Here is a 22,486-nt window from a genome sequence, read left to right as displayed (position 1 = left end):
TGCTAACAATAGTATCAATAGCATAAATCCAATGAACTTGAATCAGCCCACAAATGAAGCTGCCTATTTAACCTTACTACAGCAGGTATTAACCCAAGGCAGTCGCAAAGACGACCGAACAGGTACAGGTACTTACAGTCACTTTGGTGCGCAGTTGCGTTTTAACCTACAAGATGGCTTTCCGTTACTAACCACCAAAAAAGTACATTTTAAATCCATTGTCTATGAGCTACTGTGGTTTTTATCTGGTGATACCCATGTCAACTATTTGCAACAACATGGGGTGCGTATTTGGAATGAATGGGCGACAGCAGAACAAACCGCTCGCTTTGGTCGTAGCGAAGGGGATTTAGGGCCTATCTATGGACACCAATGGCGTAATTATGGTGCAAGCAAAGATGAAAACGGCAAGTATCGCCAAGATGGTATTGACCAAATCACACAAGTGATTGAGCAAATCAAAACCAATCCCAACTCACGGCGTCTGATAGTTACAGGTTGGAATCCTGCCGAGGCAAATCAAGTAGCCCTCCCCCCTTGCCATACCTTATTTCAGTTTTTTGTGAGTGATGGACGTTTGTCTTGCCAGCTCTATCAGCGTTCAGCCGATTTGTTTTTGGGTGTTCCTTTTAATATTGCTAGCTATGCTTTGCTTACCCATATGGTGGCTCAAGTGACAGGACTGGACGTAGGTGAATTTATCTGGACTGGCGGAGATTGCCACATTTACCAAAATCATATTGAGCAGGTCAATGAGCAATGCAGTCGCCAACCATTCGCCTTACCCAAGTTAAAACTAAATCCGTCCATTAGCGATATTTTTGCTTTTAAGTTTGCAGACATTAGCATTGAAGGCTATCAATCACATGCTGCCATCAAAGCACCTGTCGCTGTCTAATTTGCTATCTGGCATCTAGTCTGTGTAGGCTATTTAGATAATTGCAGGCTAGTATATGTGGTGGTTAGTAAAACCATCTCCCCCTTATCTATAAAATTTTCCAATCATTATCAATAGGATATCTTATGAGCTATGCCCATACCAAAGTTGCACAAATTGCTGCCATTAGCAATAATCACTGCATTGGTAAAGATAACCAGTTGCCATGGCACATATCAGCCGATTTGCAGCATTTTAAGCGTTTGACGACCACCCACACCGAGTTATATAGCGATGATGCTATGCAAGGCATTGTCATTATGGGACGCAAAACCTTTGAATCCATGAACAGTAAGCCACTACCAAAACGGGTAAATTTTATTATCACCACCCAACTAGACTATGCCAAGCAGCAAGGGTTGCAAGATAACAAAAATGTGCATGTACTACACAATTTAGATGATGCCCTTACCCAAGCTGCCAATCTGGCACATGGCATGAAGCTCGATACAATTTGGGTAATTGGCGGTGAAAAAGTCTTTAGTAGTGCCATGCTGTTTAGTGACCGCTTGGAGCTAACTTTAGTAGATACAGATATTGAAAATGGTGATGCCTTTTATCCTAATATTCCAGAGGGATTTAATAAAACTCAAGAATCTGAGCAATATACTGATGATAAAAGTGGGCTAAGCTATCGTTTTGTGACCTATGAGCGCACTTAAAATCTAAAGAAATCGCTATGTTGCGGCAACACCATAATAATGACAGTAGGTAAATATTAGATGATATTGAGTCTCTATCACTGGGACTCAACATGTAAAACACTAACTAATTTAATATATTATAAACAGCTTCCATCTCTACTGTAGACAGCTCCTTAGATAAATGATTAATAATTTCTTCTTTTGAAACGGCATTCTCTACATAATCTGCATAAAGAAAATTACCCATTGGTCCAACCAAATCTAATAACAAATTATTTATCCTACTCTTAGCTATATCTGAAGGTACGGACATAGTGCTTGCATTATCAACATTTGTAGCAAACGTGTCTGTCTCTTTTGTATAGCCAATAGGAGCGATATTACGAATAATCACCGATGTCGGAGGCAAAGAGTCATCAACATTAACCGAAACATTTGAACTATCAAAACGATAACTGATTTGTTGAATTTTTGACATTGCTGCAATGGCATCATTGCCCTTTTTATTTGCATAAGAAATAACAATAATCTTACCTGCTGCAAGAACCATTCTTGCGGAATGATTCTGGTCGCAAGTCATATATACTATGCCTGTTTTTCTAGAACTACATAATTGTTCAAGATAATCAATAAAACATTTATATTCAAACTTATCTGTATTCATAAACTACTCATATCATTGTACTAATAGGTGAATCTTGGAACTATTATTTTTTTGATAGCCGCTCCATTGCCATTTTTAAACTACGCTGCAGACGCTGAATACTTTGCGCCAATTCACCAATTTCATCATGACGCTCAATACCTGCCACATCTTCAGTAAAATTACCACGACTAATCTCATTAGACTGTGTAGTTAAAGCATGCACAGGCTTGATTAAAGCGCTTAACATAAACAAATAGAAGATAATTGAGCTTAATATTGCAGCCACAATTGCCGTAATAATCGCATTGATACCTAATTGATTAGCAGGTGCTAAAATAGAGGCTTCATCGACTACTACCCCAATATACCAATCTTTTTCAATAGCAGAAAAATCATCTAATGGATAAAATGCAGTGATTACTTTTTTACCATCTACCATTGCCTCTTGAAAACCTGTCATTAAAGAAGGCACACTGCCTTCATATAATTGACTCATTGGCTGATTATACAAAGTTTGATCAGGGGCACTTACAATAAAGCCGTCTTCATTGACCAAAAACGCATAACCTGTCCCATTGAAGTTCACCGCATTCACCGCTTCGGCTACTTCCGCCAGTTCAATATCGCCAGCCATCGCCCCCACACTTTGATTATTTTGATATATTTGTGATACCACCGTAATCAATAAACGACCATCTTGAGAGTCAGGATAAGGCTCTGTCATCATTGCTGTATTGTGCGCTTTGGCAACCTCATACCAAGGTCTTGTACGTGCATCCCACTCACCATCTGGCTGCCACTTTGGTGAAATAGCCTGACCATCTGTATCTAATGCACCATAGTAAAATGTAACCAAATCATTAAAATTATCAGAATTTAAAATACGATAAACGTCGTCTTTACTAACCTCAGGATCTTGAGCCAAGATTTCTGTCAAACCTTGCATCACATCAACACGTTCATTGAGCCATGCACTGACACTGTCTTCTAAAAGCCTTGCTGTTTCATCAATATTCTGCTTACTTTGACTTAATAGATGTGCCTTAATGGAGCCATATTGCCAAAAAGAAAATACTGTAAATGCCAGTAGGATAATGGTGGTTGCTATTAGTGGAACTTTGTACGAAATTTTCATAATAATTGCCTATATATCTTAGATACTTCTTTATTTACTTACCAAGAATAACTAACTGAGACGAATATAAGATAAAAAAAATGAAAGTAATAAGATATTAGTTTTATATAACCTTATGAAATACTTATATATTTACTAAATTTTCTAAGTTTTTTTTGTCATAGAGGCTGCAATAACCAAACACAAATTATTCATTAGCACTCATCATTTAGCTGGTGTTATTCGTTTAGTTGGTATATCTATAATACTAAAAACTGGACAAATTATGATAATTTATTTTTTTCTAAAATCTTTTTTATTTTTTTATATCTTCTTTTTCATTACATAAATTTAAGAAAAATTTCAGCACTCAATCTTGAGAATAAGCTACTTTTTTTATCAGTATAAAATCCTGTTAAACCCTTATATATCTATATTTTCACCTTAAAACAACCCTGTTAATTTAATACCCATTTAATATAGAAACAATCAAATACTATCTAATGAATATTGATTTTTTCAGTTTACACTTGCACACTAAAAGTATTTTAATTATTAAAATAATAAATACCATAAAAAAATTGTGCTTTAACAATTAACGATTTATTTCTTATTTTTCATTACTCTTTTTTATTTTTTACCATAAATATTTTTTGAAAGCCAATAACAAAAAAACAGTAATACCAATTACCTATACGGTAATTGGTATTACTGTTTTAAAGATTTATGGTAACATCTCTATATAATATATCTTAATTAAAGATATTAGATATCTTTATATACTCCACTCTCAATTTTATTTTCTAAAGTCATATATACCCCCTCCCAAACCCTCCTCTTGAATTAAGGGAATTGCTTAAAAACCAGTTCTTCCTTCTGAGGAGGGATATAGTGAAACTGTATCATTTCTATTTAAATTGCCTGTGTACGCTCAGTGAGCCATGTTAAGGCATCTGACTGTAACTTTGGGCTAAGATTAATATATACCTGCTGATGATAGTCATTCAGCCAGTTAATTTCAGCATCACTTAATAACGTTTTATCAATCAAACGGGTATCAATTGGACATAACGTCACCGTCTCAAAACGTAAATAGTCACCAAATCCTTGTTCATCTGAATCCGTCACTTTTATGTTGGCAACCAGATTTTCTATACGAATACCCCACTGTCCCTCTCGGTACAAACCTGGTTCATTACTGGTAATCATACCCTCTCGCATGGCACGTTCAGGTGTTGGACTGGCACTATACGAAATACCTTGAGGCCCTTCATGAACATTTAAGAAATATCCCACTCCATGCCCTGTCCCATGCCCAAAATCAAGTCCATGTTGCCATAAAGGAGCACGACAAATGGGGTCTAACAACGGTGAAGCGATTCCCTCTGGAAAGTGTGCACTTGCCAATGCGATGTGTGCCTTGAGTACCAAAGTAAAATCTCGTTTTTGTGCAGCACTGACTGTACCAATGCCCACCACTCGAGTGATGTCAGTTGTGCCATTTTGATACTGTCCACCAGAATCAATCAGTAGCAGTCCATCTGTATCAAAATAACTAAAGGCTTCATCGGTGGCACGATAATGAGGCAATGCGCCATTGGCATTAAAACCTGCGATGGTTGGAAAGCTTGGTGAAACATAATTAGGCTGCTGACTGCGTGCTTCTATAAGCATACTATCCACATCTAACTCACTAAGACGTTCCCCTGCTGCCAATCTTTGCTCAAATTGAGCGAAAAACTCACATAAAGCAGCACCGTCTTGACGCATCGCTTCACGGATATGGCAAATATCCTGCTCACTTTTACGTGACTTTAACATACTACTTGGAGCAATACGCTCAACAATATCAACCTCTACAGATAGTTGATCTAACACAGCCACAGCAACCTTGTCAGGGTCAATTAACAAGCAATCATCACGACTTAATTTCCCCACTTCATCCTGCACCTGCCTATAATCTGCCAAAGTAATGCCTGCTTGCTCAAGCAGGGCTTCAACTTCAGGAGTTATTTTACTCAGGTCAATAAATAACGTCGCTGTATCCATACTAATCAGTAAATGCGCCAAAAACACTGGATTATAATCGACATCATTACCACGTAAGTTAGTCAACCATGCAATATCATCAAGACTTGACAATAGATGATGGCTCACTGCTAACTGCTGCATCTCTTGTCGTACTAAGGCTAGCTTTTGTGCTGCTGGTTGCGAGACAAACTGTGCATCATGCACATATACTTGTGCAGAAGGAAGTGGTGGACGAGATTGCCAAATACTCGCCAATGGATCGATATCCGTTTTTAGGACAATATCTTTTGCTGCTAAAGAGGTTAATAAACGGGCTTGCTCAGCAACCGATAGCACATTGCCATCAATCACAACCACATCACCCGCTTGCAGATGACTTGCTAACCAGTCAATATGTGTAGGTACACCCCGTTGCAATTTTTGTAGCACTATACCCGTTTGCGCCAGTTGTGTTGCTGCTTGTACCCAATAGCGACTATCTGCCCATAATCCAGCAAAATCTTGTGTCACCACTGCGGTACCTGCCGAGCCAGTAAATCCCGTTAACCACTCTCGCCCTTGCCAATATTCTGGAAGATATTCTGACAAATGTGGATCTGCCGTTGGTATCACCACAGCCGCGATATTATTTTTGAACATATAGTCACGTAAAGACTGCAGACGGTTTTGTATCTTTTGTTTATTACTCTTATTACTGTTCACTATTTCCATTATCATCTACTCACTTATTAATTATTGGTTTATTTATTGAGGAATTTAACACTGATTAAATCAGCTATCCCCCTATGATAAATCATCTTAGAACTTGTATTCATAATCCAAAATCAGGGGGTTTTAAACTAAAATTGCGTAATACAAGGCAAATTTTGGGGCGAATAGTCACTCTATTTAACCCAAAATTTAATGCCGTAGTACGTCTATTTTAGGCAAAAAGCCACCATTATGGGTTGTGAATACAGATTCTTAATATCTACAGTCGTAACTCCAAATTTAACACAGTAGTAACTCTATTTTAGGCAAAAAACTATTCTTTTGGGTTGTGCTGTGGATACAGGTTTTTAGTATTAAAACAGAAAACCCGCTAATGCAAAAACAATAGCGGGTTAACTTATCTTAACAAGTCATCAAGCATTTTTATTTTTGCCAGCTAACATAAACAAATGCTGGCTTATATCTCAAAGAGACTGGCTGACAAAGTAAAAAAACAACGATGACTTGACAGAATTTATTGCACTGAGTCTGTCGTCTCAGTAGCATCCGTATCATCTGTGGTGGTCGCCTCTGGAGATGGAGAGCTTGAACTTGCAACCGTTGCCGTCGCCGTTGCTGTCCCTGCCTGTGCAGTCACAGTAGCAGCATTACTCTCATCAGCTGCTGACTGATCTTGTCCCGCTTGTGCTGCTTCTTCATCTGCTGCTGCAACCACTTCATTTTGTTCTGCCACTGAGTCATTAAGCTCTGCTTGCTCAGGATCACTCACCACTGTACCAACTTGCTCACCCTCTACAGTGACGGCATCTTCTGTAGCGGTCTCTACCGTGACATGCTCTTGTGCTGGACGCAAATATCCAGAAATGGCTATCAATAACACAATTCCCAAAAATGCAAGAAGACCAACAAGGGCAAAAACCAGCTCTTTTTTGGGATTATTCTGCGATGCGTCTGCCATGCAACACCTACCTTAAGCAAAAATTTATATGTTTAAATAAAATAAAAAACTCACTGGTACAGCCAAGTTAATATATCAATATGGTTTATATTCATATGATTAATGTTACTGACCAATCTTATATTGGCTCTATTATATACCAATTTTTAAATCTTTGTAAAAATCCCTAAAAATTTTAAGGTATTAAAATAGAAGCTTTATCGCATTTTTAATGCTTAGTCCTTATTACCCATTCTTAAATATGCAGCACGCCGAGCCAAATAACTCAGCAGTAATAAAATGAACGTTATCGCTAATATGGGATAACTACCATAACGCACAAAAGGCGTCTGACCAGTACGTGCCTGTAGATCACCTCGCAACACGGTACGCTCAAACTGTGGCGCACGCGCAACAATATGCCCCTTATCATCAATAATCGCTGTCACACCTGTATTGGTTGCACGGATAAACCAACGCCCCGTCTCAAGTGCCCGCATCTGTACCATTTGCAAATGCTGCAATGGGCCTGCCGATGTGCCAAACCATGCATCATTGGATATGGTTAATAAAAAATCACTATCCTGTGCATTACGCCGTGTGGTATCAGGATAAGCAACTTCATAACAAATGGCTGCCCCTAATTTATGACCACGAACATTTAACGGTGCTTGATTTGCTCCACCACGACTATAACTGAGTATCTCTTGGCTGCCCGCCAAACCAGGGAACAAATCCAATGCGCCTTCAAAAGGTATATACTCACCAAACGGCACGAGCCGCTGCTTCTTATACAAACCATCACCTTGAGCACCAAGCGCAATCACACTATTATAAAACGGTGCATATTTATCAGTAGCAGGATTAAATGCCGCTTCATCTTTGTAAGGCACTCCTGTAACCCAAGTCGTATCCGTTGCCTTGGCAATTTTTACCATCTCAGTAATAAAACCCCAAGCCTGAGTTTGAAACATAGGGATAGAAGACTCGGGCCAAAGCACTAAGTCTCGTCCCCACTCATTGCGAGTCAATGTGGCATAAATCTTTAGGGTTTCAACCTGATACTCAGTCAACCACTTTAAATCTTGAGGAATATTGCCCTGAATTAAAGATACTTTCAGATCTGGTGTACCTTTTGGTTTTGTCCATTGTGGATTTACTAACCATAATATGCTACTTATCACAATAAGTAGCACACTCATCACTAGATAACCAAATTTATGTCGCAATACCTCAACCAAGCTGGCCGCCACAAATACTGCTACAAATGAAATTGCAAATACCCCAAATACAGGGGCTAAAGACGATAACCAATATTGCTCAGTAAACGCATAGCCTACAAACAACCACGGAAAACCAGTAAATAACCATGTTTTCATCCACTCTTGTAGTACCCATAAAGCGGCAAAAGCAAAAGGTTGTTTACCCATAAAGCGATTAAAAATCCATGCCAATACTGCATGAAATAATCCCATTCCCAAGCCCATGGCAGCGATGGCTAATAAAGACAACCAAGCAGGAGTGTCCCCATAATCATGTATCGAGGTATAGAGCCAAAATGCACCCACACACCACAAGCCCATACCATAAGCCTCGCCTATCATAAACGCTCGTCGCCCTGTCATTTTTGGCAGTAGTAAAGCATATAGTATCGCTGGCGATATGATAGCAATGATCCAATAGCCATAAGGGGTAAGCGACAACATAAATATCGCCCCTGCAAGCCATGCAATCATTAGTCGCAGGCTAAGTGGCAAACTTGACCACCGCTGCCATGCTGGAGATTGTGGTACTTTAGATAGCCGAGTATGCAGTTGTTGAGTAGTAAGACGCATAAGATTCCAGCCAAAAATTATAAACTTGCGTATCATACCAGTGTTGGTTAATAAATACGAAATTAGAACACCTAACTCATAAGCAATAATGAGTCACTGTGAGTAATCATGATAAATAGTAACCGTATAGAAATAACAGTCCATAAAAAAACTGCCCCATTAGAAATAGGACAGTCTTATCACACTCAATTAACTATAGGATAAATCTATTCTACAGAAGGCGCAATTAGCTCTAACTCTTTGATAAAACGACCATCGACGTCCAATATCTTGATACGCCAATTATCAATTTCAACCTCTTCGCCATGCAAGTCACCCACATCTCCCAATGCTTGCATCACCAAACCACCCATGCTATCCACATCAGTATCATCAAAGTTTGTATGCAATTTTTCATTACAATCTTCAATGAGTGTTGATGCTTGTACAATCCATGCATTTGCATCAGTAGGGTGAGGAACAATATTATTCACATCACTGTCTTCATCAAAGTCATCATGCTCATCAACAATATCGCCAACAATTTCCTCTAACAAGTCTTCCATGGTCACCACACCGACCATATTACCAAACTCATCAATCACCACTGCCATGTGAACTTGGGTGCGTTGTAAAGAGCGCAGTAGGGTGTCTGAACGTGCTGTTTCATTGATATATAGAGGCTGACGCACAAAGTCTTTAATACGAAAACCATTTGTATCCGTATTACGCAGCATCTGTACCAACAGTGGTATTAAATCTTTAGCCAGTAAAATACCAATTACCGCATCATCGTCTTGACTGTCAAAAACAGGATAACGAGAATGGGTGGTATCTAAAATAACATCTAAAATACTATCTAAACTATCGCTTTCATGAATGCCGACCACCTGTGGTCTTGGTGTCATAATCTCACGCACTTGGGTTGCGGGTAAATCTAAAACACCTTCAAGCATATCAACAGTGTCTGGTTCTAAAAATTGCCGAGAGTCTTGAACCAATCGTATCAGTTCATCTCTGGTTTCTGGGGCGGCTTGTAGCCAGCGTTTTAGGCCACGCATCGACCAACTACTCGAGCTTGGATTGTCGTCCGACATGGTAGGGTAAGTTAACCTCGTATATGACTAATTTAGACTCACTTTATCTCATGATTATCTGATATTCAACGCTAATTTTTAACTAATTATATGATTCCTGTGTTTGTTTCGTTTTTTATGCCACAAGCCATCAACACAATATGGTAAAAATATGGCGAAATCGCAATAAAAACCCTATAATTTAACAGACTCACACAGCATAAGTTAAATAGTGTCGCCATGACTCAACAAGGACAATCTGCACAAGGAGTTGCCACCAAACGTAAGTGGCTACTGTGCTTCTTTATTGCCACTGCCTTATTACTAGCCAGCCTATGGTTATTATTGGCATTATGGTATCAATTACCAAAGCATCTACTCAGCACATGGACGCTGTTATTTATCGTTTCAGCATCTTTATTAGCCGTGTTAATCAATCTTTATCTTTGTTTTTACTACTCTAGTTACCGCCTAGCAGCAGCTACTACTTTATCCCCCAAAACACCCACAGCATTTACCAAAACTGAAAAATCTAGACAAAAATGTAGTAAAAAACTGAATAAAAACCATTATATAAAATGTGGCAAAAAGCGTAGCACACTGGTGCATCAGCTAAAAAAACTGGCAAGCTCATTACACAAACACAAATTTAAGAAGCAAAAACACAGCAAACATAATCGTCCAACCATCTCAAATGACCATATTATTAACCACAATATTAAACAATTAAAATACCGAAAATATGCCAAATACACCAAGTATTGTGCCACAAGTCATGCTGTTATATGGTTGCTAGGACTGGGTTGGTATTTATCATTAACTCCACAACAACACCGAGCTTGGAAGGAAGAAGTACAGTATTTACCCAAATATCAACGTGATGCTAATAACCCCAATTTAATCACTATATACAATGTGCGTAACTTTATCTGGCAAACTTGTGAGTATGCCATACCGCGTTGGCAAACTCGGCAAATAGATTTGCGCACACTAGCAGGTGTAGACATCTCAAATACCTACTGGATGGGGGATAAAATTGCCCATACCATCGTGAGCTTTCGGTTTAAAGATACCACCCCATTGGCCTTCTCATTAGAAATTCGTAAAGAGCAACACGAGTCATTTTCGACATTGGGTGGATTTTTTCGGCAATACGAACTGACACTCATTGCTGCTGAAGAATTGGACATCATTTATACACGTACTAACATACGTGGGGAGCAGGTGTATTTATTCCCACTAAGCAACCTAAGGCGAGCAGAAATCAAGGCATTATTTGAAGCATATCTAAACATGGCAGACAAATTACATGCTCACCCCAAATGGTATAACACCTTAACCAGTAACTGTACCACCCTTATTTACTATATGGCACGCCAATTAATCGTAGACGAATACAATAACTTGAGCACCCATTCTACTCACACTACCAATATTACTAACACCACTAATACCAAATCCAACATTAAAAAAAGACATCTACCGTGGGATTACCGAATATGGGCATCTGGTTATTTACCCAACTATTTATATGATATTGGCTTGCTTAATCACAAATGGGACATAAAAACATGGTATCAAAAAGCCCATGTGAATCCCAAAGTCAGTAATTTTCACAATACTAGTGCTCAAAAGACAGATGGCTTAGTTAGCTTGGACAACTTAAATAGTTTGGCTGATTCAGATAACAGTAATAATCATGATAACAATCACCAATCAAGTACCAGTTTAGAAAGTCAATTTTCACAACGGATTCGGCAAGGATTGTAGTGGTAGATAATGTGTCGTGGCTCACCTGTCACGACACGACACCATCCTATACCTCTACCCAACGAATGATTCTATCTTCCATGTCTTCATCACTCATACCAACCTCACTCACACAGCGTCCTGCCACACCCACACCTGCCCGACGCATTCCTTGTTGAGTCTTTATTGCATCTTGAGTTATCAACAAATGCCACTTGGGTAAATCCTGCCCCAAATACAAGCGTTTATAAGCACAGCTATTGGGTAGCCACATCATCTTTGCCAACATATCCACAGACAGCGAAATACAATCTGGCACAAAACGCTGACGCTGTGCATAATCAGAACAATAACCCGTATCACAGTCGAGTAATTGACATGCCACATCGGTATATTCTACTTCCTCTGGCTTATCTTCCTCGTCCAAAAACTTTACCAAACAACATATCCCACAGCCATCACATAACGCTTCCCACTCACTATGGGTTAACTCATCTAAACTATGGTACTGCCAAAAATTTGGGCGTAACTCTGAGTCATATTCTGTAGCATTCACCACAGTAGATACGTTATCAATCGAATCATTAGTAGAAGATTTAAGATTAATCATAAAAAAGTAGCAATTAAGAAAAAGTTAGTTACAGTATTATAGCTGTTTTTCTCAGCTCTGAGCGGTAAGGTAAAAGAAGGCATAGTTAATATTATTGCGATATAGTCAATCTAATATAATTTCACCACAAGGTAACCGAGTGCAGATAATACACGTAGTACATCTAGCGAGGTTAACACTGTGGTGGATTTATAGTAGGCAGACTATAATATCAACTTAATGCTTATTTTAACGAACTAATAAAATATTCAATCAATCTTGAACTCATAAAATAAGGGAAAATCATGACAATTAAAACCTATGAACTACCTAGCATCAGTAATAATGGTGTTGAACTAAGAAGTTATGTGGCACTACCTGAAAATGCCAGCGATGATAACCCTGTGGCAGGCATTTTGGTTGCACCTGAATGGTGGGGCGTGGTCGAACACCCTCGCCAAGTGGTCGAAAAACTTGCCAAAGCAGGCTTTGCTGCCGTTGCCATGGACGTATATGGTGAAGGTAAACTAACCACAGACGCTGCTCAAGCCAATGAGTGGATGGAGCAAATGTTGGCTGACCAAGACATGCTGATGGCACGTTGCCAACAAATCCTCAGTGACTTTAGCGACCAAATGGCAGTCGATGCCAATCGCCTTGGTGCGATTGGTTACTGTTTTGGCGGTAAAATTGCCCTTGATATGGCACGTGAGGGTATGCCATTAAAAGCCGTTGCTACCTTCCATGGTAATCCAACACCAAAACAGGCTGCCGAAAAAGGCAAATTTACTGCCAAAGTCTTATTTGCTCATGGACGTGATGACAGCATGGTATCACTAGAGGCAGTCGATGGTTTAAAACAAGAGCTTGATAATGCCGAAGTGCAATATACCATTGATATTTATGATAATGCCAAACATGGCTTTACCAATCCTAACGCAGATAAACGAGCAGCGGAAAATGGCGTCGATTTAGGCTATAACGAAACCGCTGCTAAAGAAAGCTGGGATAAAATGATTGAGTTTATGCGTAGCAATTTAGCATAAACAGTGAGCGTAGCAGTTTAATACCGTCAATTAAGCCAGTAGCTTGCTATCACTTTTTTTAATACAGTAACGTGTCCTTTCAACTATTGACTGACTTAGCCCAATTATCTCACTTTGAGAAATTGGGCTTTGTTCTGTGGTGTCATAGCCACTTAAGTGGTCATAAACCATACTTGCAAATAGATGACATTCACCCCATAAATAACTGTTATACCTTCATTTTATTTTAGGTCACCTCCGCCATGTCTAAAGATAATACATCACAAGAAGACAGAGCTACTCGGCTAAACCATCTTATAAAACGCCTACCCAACCTACCCGGTGTCTATAAAATGCTGGATAAGAATGGTGATATTTTATATGTGGGTAAAGCCAAATCGCTTAAAAATAGAGTGAATAGCTACTTTGCCAAAACCATCGAGCACCCAAAAACTCGTGCCTTAGTGGCTCGTATACATGATATTGAAACCATCATCACTCGCTCAGAAACAGAAGCACTTCTACTTGAACAAAACTTAATTAAAGAATACCGTCCGCCTTATAATGTTGTTTTAAGAGATGACAAATCTTATCTTTATATTTTTATCTCAGCAGATACACCTTATCCACGTTTGGCATACGGTCGTGGCAAAGGCAATCACCAAAAAGGCAGATTTTTTGGTCCTTATCCTTCAGCCCATGCCGCAAAAGAGACACTGGTATTAATGCAAAAAATGTTTCAAATGCGCCAATGTAGCAATACCTTTTTTCGCCAACGCAAACGCCCCTGCCTTGAATATCAAATCAAACGCTGCCGTGCACCCTGCGTTGGCTTGGTCTCTGCCGAAGATTATGCTGAAGATGTGAATAATACCATTCGCTTTTTAAAAGGTGATTCCAGTGATATTCATACAACTCTAATAGATAAAATGGAAACGGCTGCCGATAAATTAGACTTTGAGCAAGCCGCCTTTTATCGTGACCAACTCTCCATGCTGCGAGAAGTACAAGCCAAACAAGCGGTCTATACCATCAAAGGGGAAGCGGATGTCATTGCTATTGCCAGTCAAGCAGGCATTACCTGTGTTAACGTACTTACCGTCCGAGGTGGTCGAGTATTGGGAGGCAAAAACTATTTTCCCGATGTTGATAGTAGTGAACCTTTATCTGATAATTTATCAGCATTTATTACTTCCTTTTATTTCCAAGTGACTGATGATTTACCAGCAGAGATTATCATCAGTCACGAACTCAGTGATCAAGACGCTATACAAGAAGCACTAATCAGCCACTTTAACAGTAAAGTAATGATAAAAACCAATGTACGAGAGCAACGTGCTGAATGGCTAGATTTAGCGATACTAAATGCCAATAATGCCTTAAAAACCAAACTTGGCGACTATTTAGAGCTGCAATCTCGTTTTAGCACATTAAAACAAACCTTAGCGCCTATCACTGATAAAGCCATTGACCGTATAGAATGTTTTGATATCTCGCACACCATGGGAGAAGCAACCATAGCAAGCTGCGTTGTCTTTGATCAAGGTGGCGCACGCAAACGTGACTATCGCCAGTATGCCATTCATGACATCCAAGGTGGTGATGATTATGCTGCGATGAAACAAGCCCTTATTCGACGTTATAAAAAACAGCCATTACCAGATATCTTACTTATTGATGGTGGTAAAGGGCAGCTTAATATGGCAAAAGAAGTACTCACTGAGCTGGACATATTAGCAGATACGCTGCTTATCGGTGTTGCTAAAGGCGAAGGACGCAAAGCAGGATTAGAAGTATTACATTTTATTGAGCATGAGCCATTAGATTTACCCATGGATAGCAAAGCACTACATCTTATTATGCACATACGTGATGAAGCGCATCGCTTTGCCATTACTGCACATCGCAAAAAACGTGACAAACGTCGCTCATCTTCAGTCTTAGAAGTCATACCAGGACTCGGTGAGAAAAGACGACGTGAATTACTCAATCACTTTGGCGGTTTACAACAGCTTTTAGGCGCATCACAACAAGAGCTTGCAGGGGTAAAAGGAATCGGCAATATACTAGCTAAAACGATTTATAAAGTGTTGCATGAATAAATTTGGGTCAGTAATAACCCAGACCAAATCCAACAAGTATTATTAAAAGTATACTTGTCAGATTTGGTTGAGATTTATACATATACACTAGTTAACTACTTATCTATTAGATAAAATCAAAATAACCTAGATCAAATCAAAATGACCTAGATCAGCAAGATTAGTACCTTGGAACAAAAAGCCCATTTCCATTTGACCAGATTCTAAACCAATAAGCTTAGGTGTGTTAGACTGTTCATAATGTATAGAAAGTCCAGCAGCGTTGTCACTAAAGTCCCAATCATTATCTTTAAAACCTTCAGTTTTTACAATATAGTCTTCTAAAGTAAGAACATCACTGAGTCCTATGCTATAATGATCAACATATGTTCCTCTATAGTGTGATAGATCACTATCCTGTACAAATACTTCAACATGAGTATCATCAAACTGCAAAGAGGAATCAAAAGCATTACGCACTTGAACCCTATTGTCTGCAACTGGTCCACCAGTTTCAGAAATAAAATAAGTCGGTAATAAATCCTCACCTAAAGAAATATGCACCCACCAATGATCATCACTAATTAAATCATTATCTCTTAGCTCATACTCCAACCCAACAATCTTACCATTTTCTTTGATTACTTTACCATATACACTTAAATCCTCAGAGTCCAGCCCTTTATAATTAAAAATAGGCTGATACAAAGCTAATATTGCATCTTCATCAGTATCCAATTTCATTGGACTTAGACTACTAATATTAAATTTTTCACCATTAAATACTACTTCTTCAATACTATAAAGCGTATCAACACTACCATCTGTTAATGTTAGCTGAATGACAGTACCAACATGCTTTATATTTCCGAAACCCTTACCTTCATAAACAACTGTATCCTTACCCGCACCCCCATGGATACGATCATTACCACTATCTGCTTTATCATAAAAAGTATCATCACCAGCACCACCAAATAAATAATCATTACCACCCATACCATCAATGGTGTCATTACCACTTGTACCTGCTAATAGATTGATATCATTGGAAGCTTGATCTACAAAATGGATTTGCTCAATGTCATACAACGTATCTACACCATCATCTAATTTTAGAGAAACTTTTTGCATTCCAGAAAATAGATTTTTTCTATCCTGATAAAAATCTCCAGTAACTATAGCAGCAGATAACTTATCTTTAGCAATTAAGGTATTAGAAAAATCATATACAACTGTATCTAACCCACCATCATCATCACCTTTTTCATCACCATAAACAGTATCCCTTCCAGTACCTAAATAAAAAATATCATTGGTACCATTAACAGATCCTCTACCATCTCCGATAAGCGTATCATTATTATTCGTACCAATGATAATATCATTCTCAGAATATTTTTCTGCTACTAACTGCTCTCTTACCATTGCACCATAGTCACCTGTTATATCAGCGTTAGCTGTTTGATAATTTTTAGAGGGTGAAGAATTCTTATCCCACCAATCTAAAAAAGTAGATAGCACTGGTCGTGTTGAATAAGAAATATCAGCAGTAAACAAAGATTCATTATTCAAATATTTTAAAAAAGTTAAATCTTTATTAAAACCAACATCTTCAAGATATTGTACATAGGTTTTGTAGTTCTCCATAGCATGATAACCTTCTCTTCCTGTTCCTGCGATTTCACCAACATTAGGTATCATACTAGAATCAATTACAACATTATATTGTGAGCCAAGTTGATTAATAAAAAGACTTTTAATACTATTATTACTAGGCAAGTGTGATATAGCATCTGCAAAAATATCTGTTGTATCTGGAACAATGTCTCTAGCAGTCTCGACTCTAATGACATCATCCTTTGCTTTATGATTCAAAGCATTTATATCAGCTATACCTGGTGTGGCAAATGGAAAACCTTTTACCTCAATGCCTTCTGATATTAATGCTTGTGCACCATTTGGATCAGATAAATACCAAGAAGCCATACCAGCGCCTAAACTATGACCAGTGACAAAGATTTTATTGACCTCATTATTAGTATCCTCTACATAACTTTTAATACCATCAAGTAAGGGCTTAAATTTTGCATAATGAGAAGCTTGGTCCACCCAACCTGTTGAGTCCGTTTCAGGTAAATCATCATAAGATATCTTGCTCAATGCTACTAATAATGCTTTAGCACTAGCACCTGCTGTGCTTAGTAATGCTTTTGCAAACTTCACATAAGGGTTAGTTGTAACCATATTTAAACCATCTACAGCTCCATCTATTTGCTTGAGCACTACTAACTTAGATGCAAACTCAACTATATCTGCAGCTACTGCAGTAAGTTTATCATCTGATATATTATCAAGACCATTCTTTAGATCTAAATCTGATGAATATTTATTTTTTAGTCCTAAGTTCATCAACCCACGAGCCAATGGTGCATAAGGTTTAATAGAGTCCTCTATATTTTTAAAAATACCCTTATCATCTTTACTTGTAAGTTCATTTATAGAAATATCTTCAGTTCCTCGAAAAGATATGACTAATGTATCCCCACGCTTTGCTACAACTGCCCCCCCTGAACCATGTATATTACTACTATTACTCCCACTATGAACATCCGTCCAAGTTCCATTCACTAATGCCTGACCACCATTTTCAAAATGGACAACATTATTATCATTATTAAAATATTTACCATCTACAGCAAAATCTTGATGATTTAAAAATTTCCAACCATCGTCTGTAAGCTGTTTTACATCATCATCTTTACCAACATAAGCTGCATTTGCAAACTTAGACATTAATAAATTAGGGAATGGATCATTAATACCTTCCAATTTTAGAAATTTATCAGCAGTTTGTATGTCTTGATCTTTAAATTTGAGTATCTCAATACTTCTATCAATTTCATCAACATCATTGGTTACTAAATCTTTTATAGTAGCCTTGGATTCACTCCATTCTATTTTATATTCAGCTATATTCTTATCATAGATAACTGTGTCAACCCCTTCACCACCTTTATATACATCATTACCATTCATTCCAACTAAATGATCATCACCTTTGCCACCTTCAAGTATATTATCCAAGCTATTACCAATTAACTCATCAGAGAAATCTGAGCCAATAATTTTTTCGATAAAATCAACTTTATCAATCTCAATTAAGGTCTCTGTCAGTTTATTTATTTCAGTTTCTAATAGGGCAGGTATTTCACCGACTTCATGATCAGCCGCAATATCAGAAACTTTGACACCATCAAATGATATAGGCTCAAGATTATATTTACTATTCAATCCTCCAAAACCAATGGCATATGAGGTTATATCATTCTCAATAACAAAATTTTCCCAATCTTCTTCCAAATTGTAAACAGGATGATCTGGCTCTCCATCAGACAAGAAGAATGAGATATTTCTACCTCCAGAAAAATAGTTGTTTTTTTGTCCACTAACAAATGCCTGCTTTGCCGTTTGCATAGCATTATCATAGCTTGTCCCACCACTATTACCATATAGATTATTAACAGCTACTCGCACTTCATCTGATGATTTCCACCCATTTGTCTCATCAGTATCATAATAACCACTACTACCAAATCTTACCAATCGAACTGCAACCTCACCCAAATTTTCATAATTTGTTAATAATTTATCTACAGCTTCTTTAACTTTCGCAATATTTGTACCACTCATACTACCTGAGTCATCAATAATGAGCATTATATTAGTTTTTGCTGAAGCGCCTTCTGCCACACCCTTCGCACCTTGTGCCCCCAATTGAATTTGCGTCTTATCTCCTATACTTCCTTGAAACTCAGATAGATTCATCTTAATACTTTCAGTCGCAACTGAAAAATCTAATGTATCAATATCATTACTATCTTTCAGAGGATTGTTACTATCTAAAATAGTCTTTTTGCCACTACCATAAATATGGAATGTATCACTACCAAGCTTACCTGACATGACATCATCACCATCAAAGGCATAAAACTCATCATCAAGATCTGTTCCTTCTAAGAAATCATTTTTATTACTGCCTATTACTTCATTTGCAAAATGTGTAATAACACCATCAAGTATTTCAGCCTCCCCTCTAGCATTGTTACCTGATGCATCAACTATTTTTAGAGAATCTGCTAAGGTATATTTATCCGTAAAATGCACATTATCAGTATCACTAATGATAATATTACCTTCACCTGATAATATAGATGCCCCTCCCAACTGTTCTAGATTTTCCAACTTTACAGTCACATCTTTATGTATACTAATATGTCCCATACCACTTAGATTTACCTTAGATAAATCTAAAGTAATAGGTTCACCATCTTTATTTGGCAGAATTCTTAAAGTACTACTTAAATCTCCATTATATGTTGCACCACTTTGTAGTAGCTTAACAGATGTAGAGACATCAGAACGAATCTCAATATGTTCAATACCTGTAATATCATAATTACTAATATCAGCCGTACCTATAACATATAAAGTATCGTCTCCTTCTCCCCCACGAATTATTTCTTTTGCACCATCTTCATCGTCATTGAAAACTAAACCATTAAGCTCACTTATGGGATGTCCTAATATTAAATTATCTGCTTCATTATCAATTTTACCACCTGTACTAACGTCTCCAACAATAATAAAGGCATCATCACCTGCACCACCATTTAGTTCGTCAACTCCTGCGCCACCACGTAATACATCATTACCATCACCACCATTTATAACATCATCACCATTACCACCATATAATCGATCAGCCAAATCAGTTCCATCAATCACATCATTGCTTTTAGTACCTAAAATAAATTTTCCTTCTATAGCGTTAGCCTTATAATCAACTGGATTTAACTCTAAACCATTACCATCCAATAGCTTAATAGAAACATTCATGTTTGTCAGATCTATATATTCATCAACAATCTGTAAAGTTCCTTGCCCCATAATACTTTGAGTATTATCAAGATCTATCATATTGACTTTTAATAAAACATTTTCACCTATCGTTATATTTTTAAATAGATGTAAATTTGTATTTTTAGAAAAATCTACAACAACATCATTTGAGTCTCTTGAAGTAATAATCAGATGACAATCACCATCAGCGCTAATAACAGAAGGACCAAGTTCATTTAACTGCTGAGCAGTAATATAGATATCACTAGATTCCGCTCTTATTAAATTTATATTCTTTAAACTCACTTCTGTTAAATCAACTTCACCATAAGTTATAAGAGTATTATTACCTTCATTGCCATCTACACTATCACCTGCTGAGATATCAGAAACTTCTTTATCTTTTAGTTCTTCTAAAGTTAATATATCAGAAAGATTATATCCAGAACCACCAGCATTCGTGATATCAGAATATTTATAATTAATCCCTTTGGTTATGCCAACTATAACTACTGCATCATTTGCATCACCTGTCGCTATTTCATCAATACCTTCACCTCCTCTCACAATATCAATTTTGCTGCCTGTTTTAATAACATCATTACCTTTCATAGAGTTGATAATAAAGTTTCTCTCATCTTTCTCAGAGGCAACAAAAGTATTACTTTGATCATCTAAGACATTTTTTAGCTGCTCAACTCCTGATTCTTGTATATCATCAACACTAATGGACATAATGGTCGAAAACTGTAATCCGTTACTATCTGTGCTAGTAATGGTTAAATTAATTGTATTTTCAGCTTCATAGTCTAGACTAATACCATCTTTTAGCTTTAAGCTGCCATCAACAATTTCAAAACGATCATCATTAACAGTATAGGTATGCGTATCATTCGCATCTACATCTATAGTAGCTAGATTGCCTATGATGGCACCGGCATTATTTTCTACCACACTGCTATTATCTAAGGTAATATCGCTGGGTGCTTCATTGATATCACTGACGCTAATACTGACATCTTTAGTGAAAACATTACCTTTTTTATCAGTACTGCTGATAACCAAATCTATTTTCTCTGCAGCCTCATGGTCTAAGCTAATGCTATCTTTTAGCTTTAAGCTACCATCAACAATTTCAAAACGATCATCATTAACAGTATAGGTATGCGTATCATTCGCATCTGGATCTATGGTAGCTAGATTACCTATGATGGCACCGGCATTATTTTCTGCCACACTGCTGTTATTTAAGGTGATGTCGCTGGGGGGGGCATTGTGAGGTTTGCTATCGCTAGCATCACTGTTATCATTCTTATCTTTATTGTGGCTACCCAATAGTAAACCACCTAGCCCGACTGCTGCCAAGCTACCAAATAAAACACTATTCTCTGCATGTGCATGTGTATGCCACCAAGGCGTTGTATACTGACTACCACCTAGACTTTGTATAGAACTTTCACCATCTGAAAGACTATTTAATAAGTTAATATTTTTTTCACTATCAAGATTATAAGGATAATAATAATCTCCTACCTCACCTAAAACTTGACTATTCCCATAATCAAAATAGTTATTAATCTTTATTTCTTCTCCACTATCCAATGTGATCATTAAATCATCACCTAAATGCTGAGCTTTGATATTTCTTGGAGACTTATGAGTCACTGCATCAACAATAAGATAGTTCACTTTTGATATCGCATCTATCTCTATATATTTATCATTAATTTCAACTTCTTTAACAGAGCCATTCTTATCTATTTGTTTAATAACTAATTTTTTCATCTTCTATCCTATCTATGGTTAGTAAAAATTTATAGACAATCACTATGGTTTATCATTACAACAAAGACTGTAAATATTTCATAAATATCAGTCATTATTATTAATAATTCTCTCAATCTATATAGATTGAAACATAACTTTAAAAACATAATTACACTAAATTACATAATTTATCATGTTTTTATAAAAAATATAGTGAAATTATTATATATTAAAAAATTTAATTTATTAGAGAAAGGATAAAATACAGGCAAAGAAAAACCCCCCATTAACATAAGTTAAAGGGGGGTTTTAGGTATAGGGAGCTGACGATGACCTACTCTCACATGGGCGAACCACACTACCATTGGCGCTACGATGTTTCACTTCTGAGTTCGAGAAGGGATCAGGTGGTTCCATCGTGCTATTGTCGTCAGCAAAGGGGGTATAGATATGAGTCTTAAAG

General features: G+C 37.4%; 13 protein-coding genes and 1 rRNA gene. 5 read left to right on the top strand and 9 right to left on the bottom strand.

Features of this window, described 5'->3' with window-relative positions; genetic code table 11:
- The first annotated feature begins 31 nt into the window (after window positions 1-31).
- Window positions 32-898, top strand: a complete 867-nt coding sequence (locus FHK89_RS00610; RefSeq protein ID WP_230655835.1) for a thymidylate synthase — start codon at window positions 32-34, stop codon at window positions 896-898.
- A gap of 125 nt (window positions 899-1,023) precedes the next feature.
- Entirely contained in the window at window positions 1,024-1,599 is a 576-nt protein-coding gene (locus FHK89_RS00605) for a dihydrofolate reductase (RefSeq protein ID WP_230655725.1), read from the top strand.
- A 106-nt stretch (window positions 1,600-1,705) separates the two neighbouring features.
- Here FHK89_RS00605 and FHK89_RS00600 read toward each other — a convergent pair whose 3' ends face one another.
- The 6 genes from FHK89_RS00600 to FHK89_RS00575 all read right to left on the bottom strand — a co-directional run bounded on the left by FHK89_RS00600 (window position 1,706) and on the right by FHK89_RS00575 (window position 9,931).
- Window positions 1,706-2,245, bottom strand: coding sequence for a DUF4388 domain-containing protein (locus FHK89_RS00600; protein ID WP_230655724.1), 540 nt, complete (start codon window positions 2,243-2,245; stop codon window positions 1,706-1,708).
- A gap of 43 nt (window positions 2,246-2,288) precedes the next feature.
- A complete protein-coding gene (locus FHK89_RS00595; RefSeq protein ID WP_230655723.1) occupies window positions 2,289-3,362 on the bottom strand; it encodes a HAMP domain-containing protein in 1,074 nt (357 codons plus the stop codon).
- 891 nt (window positions 3,363-4,253) lie between these two features.
- Window positions 4,254-6,083 (bottom strand): aminopeptidase P family protein, encoded by a 1,830-nt coding sequence (locus FHK89_RS00590; RefSeq protein ID WP_268992892.1) that lies wholly within the window; start codon window positions 6,081-6,083, stop codon window positions 4,254-4,256.
- A gap of 514 nt (window positions 6,084-6,597) precedes the next feature.
- On the bottom strand, window positions 6,598-7,041 hold the full coding sequence (locus FHK89_RS00585) for a hypothetical protein (RefSeq protein WP_230655721.1): 444 nt from the start codon (window positions 7,039-7,041) through the stop codon (window positions 6,598-6,600).
- A gap of 215 nt (window positions 7,042-7,256) precedes the next feature.
- The gene (gene lnt, locus FHK89_RS00580; protein WP_230655720.1) at window positions 7,257-8,855 is read right to left on the bottom strand and encodes an apolipoprotein N-acyltransferase; all 1,599 of its coding nucleotides are present in this window, start codon (window positions 8,853-8,855) and stop codon (window positions 7,257-7,259) included.
- Window positions 8,856-9,061: 206 nt separating this feature from the next.
- Complete coding sequence (locus FHK89_RS00575; RefSeq protein WP_230655719.1) at window positions 9,062-9,931, bottom strand: CBS domain-containing protein; 870 nt, start codon at window positions 9,929-9,931, stop codon at window positions 9,062-9,064.
- Between the two features lie 219 nt (window positions 9,932-10,150).
- Between FHK89_RS00575 and FHK89_RS00570 the strand changes: the two genes are divergently transcribed.
- The gene (locus tag FHK89_RS00570) at window positions 10,151-11,680 is read left to right on the top strand and encodes an Lnb N-terminal periplasmic domain-containing protein (RefSeq protein ID WP_230655718.1); all 1,530 of its coding nucleotides are present in this window, start codon (window positions 10,151-10,153) and stop codon (window positions 11,678-11,680) included.
- Window positions 11,681-11,726: 46 nt separating this feature from the next.
- Here the strand turns inward: FHK89_RS00570 and FHK89_RS00565 are convergent, their stop codons facing one another.
- Window positions 11,727-12,269, bottom strand: a complete 543-nt coding sequence (locus tag FHK89_RS00565) for a YcgN family cysteine cluster protein (RefSeq protein ID WP_230655717.1) — start codon at window positions 12,267-12,269, stop codon at window positions 11,727-11,729.
- Window positions 12,270-12,553: 284 nt separating this feature from the next.
- On the opposite strand from FHK89_RS00565, the gene FHK89_RS00560 reads away from it, so the two are divergent.
- Together FHK89_RS00560 and uvrC are read left to right on the top strand one after the other, a co-directional pair.
- The gene (locus FHK89_RS00560; RefSeq protein WP_230655716.1) at window positions 12,554-13,294 is read left to right on the top strand and encodes a dienelactone hydrolase family protein; all 741 of its coding nucleotides are present in this window, start codon (window positions 12,554-12,556) and stop codon (window positions 13,292-13,294) included.
- Between the two features lie 242 nt (window positions 13,295-13,536).
- Window positions 13,537-15,375, top strand: coding sequence for an excinuclease ABC subunit UvrC (uvrC, locus tag FHK89_RS00555; RefSeq protein ID WP_230655715.1), 1,839 nt, complete (start codon window positions 13,537-13,539; stop codon window positions 15,373-15,375).
- Between the two features lie 126 nt (window positions 15,376-15,501).
- Here uvrC and FHK89_RS14865 read toward each other — a convergent pair whose 3' ends face one another.
- Together FHK89_RS14865 and rrf are read right to left on the bottom strand one after the other, a co-directional pair.
- On the bottom strand, window positions 15,502-22,041 hold the full coding sequence (locus tag FHK89_RS14865) for a VWA domain-containing protein (protein ID WP_268992891.1): 6,540 nt from the start codon (window positions 22,039-22,041) through the stop codon (window positions 15,502-15,504).
- 303 nt (window positions 22,042-22,344) lie between these two features.
- Window positions 22,345-22,458: ribosomal RNA gene (gene rrf / locus FHK89_RS00540) — 5S ribosomal RNA — on the bottom strand.
- Window positions 22,459-22,486 lie beyond the last annotated feature (28 nt).

It is taken from the genome of Psychrobacter sp. I-STPA10 (genome assembly GCF_021012795.1).
Classification (GTDB): Bacteria; Pseudomonadota; Gammaproteobacteria; order Pseudomonadales; family Moraxellaceae; genus Psychrobacter.
The sequence above is the reverse complement of the archived record's forward strand: the minus strand, read 5'-3'. Positions and strand labels throughout refer to the sequence as shown.

Coding starts and splice junctions, on each gene's coding strand:
- FHK89_RS00565 (WP_230655717.1), bottom strand. CDS start 12,269: ATGATTAATCTTAAATCTTCTACTAATGATTCGATTGATAACGTATCT.
- FHK89_RS00560 (WP_230655716.1), top strand. CDS start 12,554: ATGACAATTAAAACCTATGAACTACCTAGCATCAGTAATAATGGTGTT.
- FHK89_RS00585 (WP_230655721.1), bottom strand. CDS start 7,041: ATGGCAGACGCATCGCAGAATAATCCCAAAAAAGAGCTGGTTTTTGCC.
- FHK89_RS00610 (WP_230655835.1), top strand. CDS start 32: ATGAACTTGAATCAGCCCACAAATGAAGCTGCCTATTTAACCTTACTA.
- FHK89_RS00590 (WP_268992892.1), bottom strand. CDS start 6,083: ATGGAAATAGTGAACAGTAATAAGAGTAATAAACAAAAGATACAAAAC.
- FHK89_RS00595 (WP_230655723.1), bottom strand. CDS start 3,362: ATGAAAATTTCGTACAAAGTTCCACTAATAGCAACCACCATTATCCTA.
- uvrC (WP_230655715.1), top strand. CDS start 13,537: ATGTCTAAAGATAATACATCACAAGAAGACAGAGCTACTCGGCTAAAC.
- FHK89_RS00570 (WP_230655718.1), top strand. CDS start 10,151: ATGACTCAACAAGGACAATCTGCACAAGGAGTTGCCACCAAACGTAAG.
- FHK89_RS00605 (WP_230655725.1), top strand. CDS start 1,024: ATGAGCTATGCCCATACCAAAGTTGCACAAATTGCTGCCATTAGCAAT.
- lnt (WP_230655720.1), bottom strand. CDS start 8,855: ATGCGTCTTACTACTCAACAACTGCATACTCGGCTATCTAAAGTACCA.
- FHK89_RS00600 (WP_230655724.1), bottom strand. CDS start 2,245: ATGAATACAGATAAGTTTGAATATAAATGTTTTATTGATTATCTTGAA.
- FHK89_RS00575 (WP_230655719.1), bottom strand. CDS start 9,931: ATGTCGGACGACAATCCAAGCTCGAGTAGTTGGTCGATGCGTGGCCTA.
- FHK89_RS14865 (WP_268992891.1), bottom strand. CDS start 22,041: ATGAAAAAATTAGTTATTAAACAAATAGATAAGAATGGCTCTGTTAAA.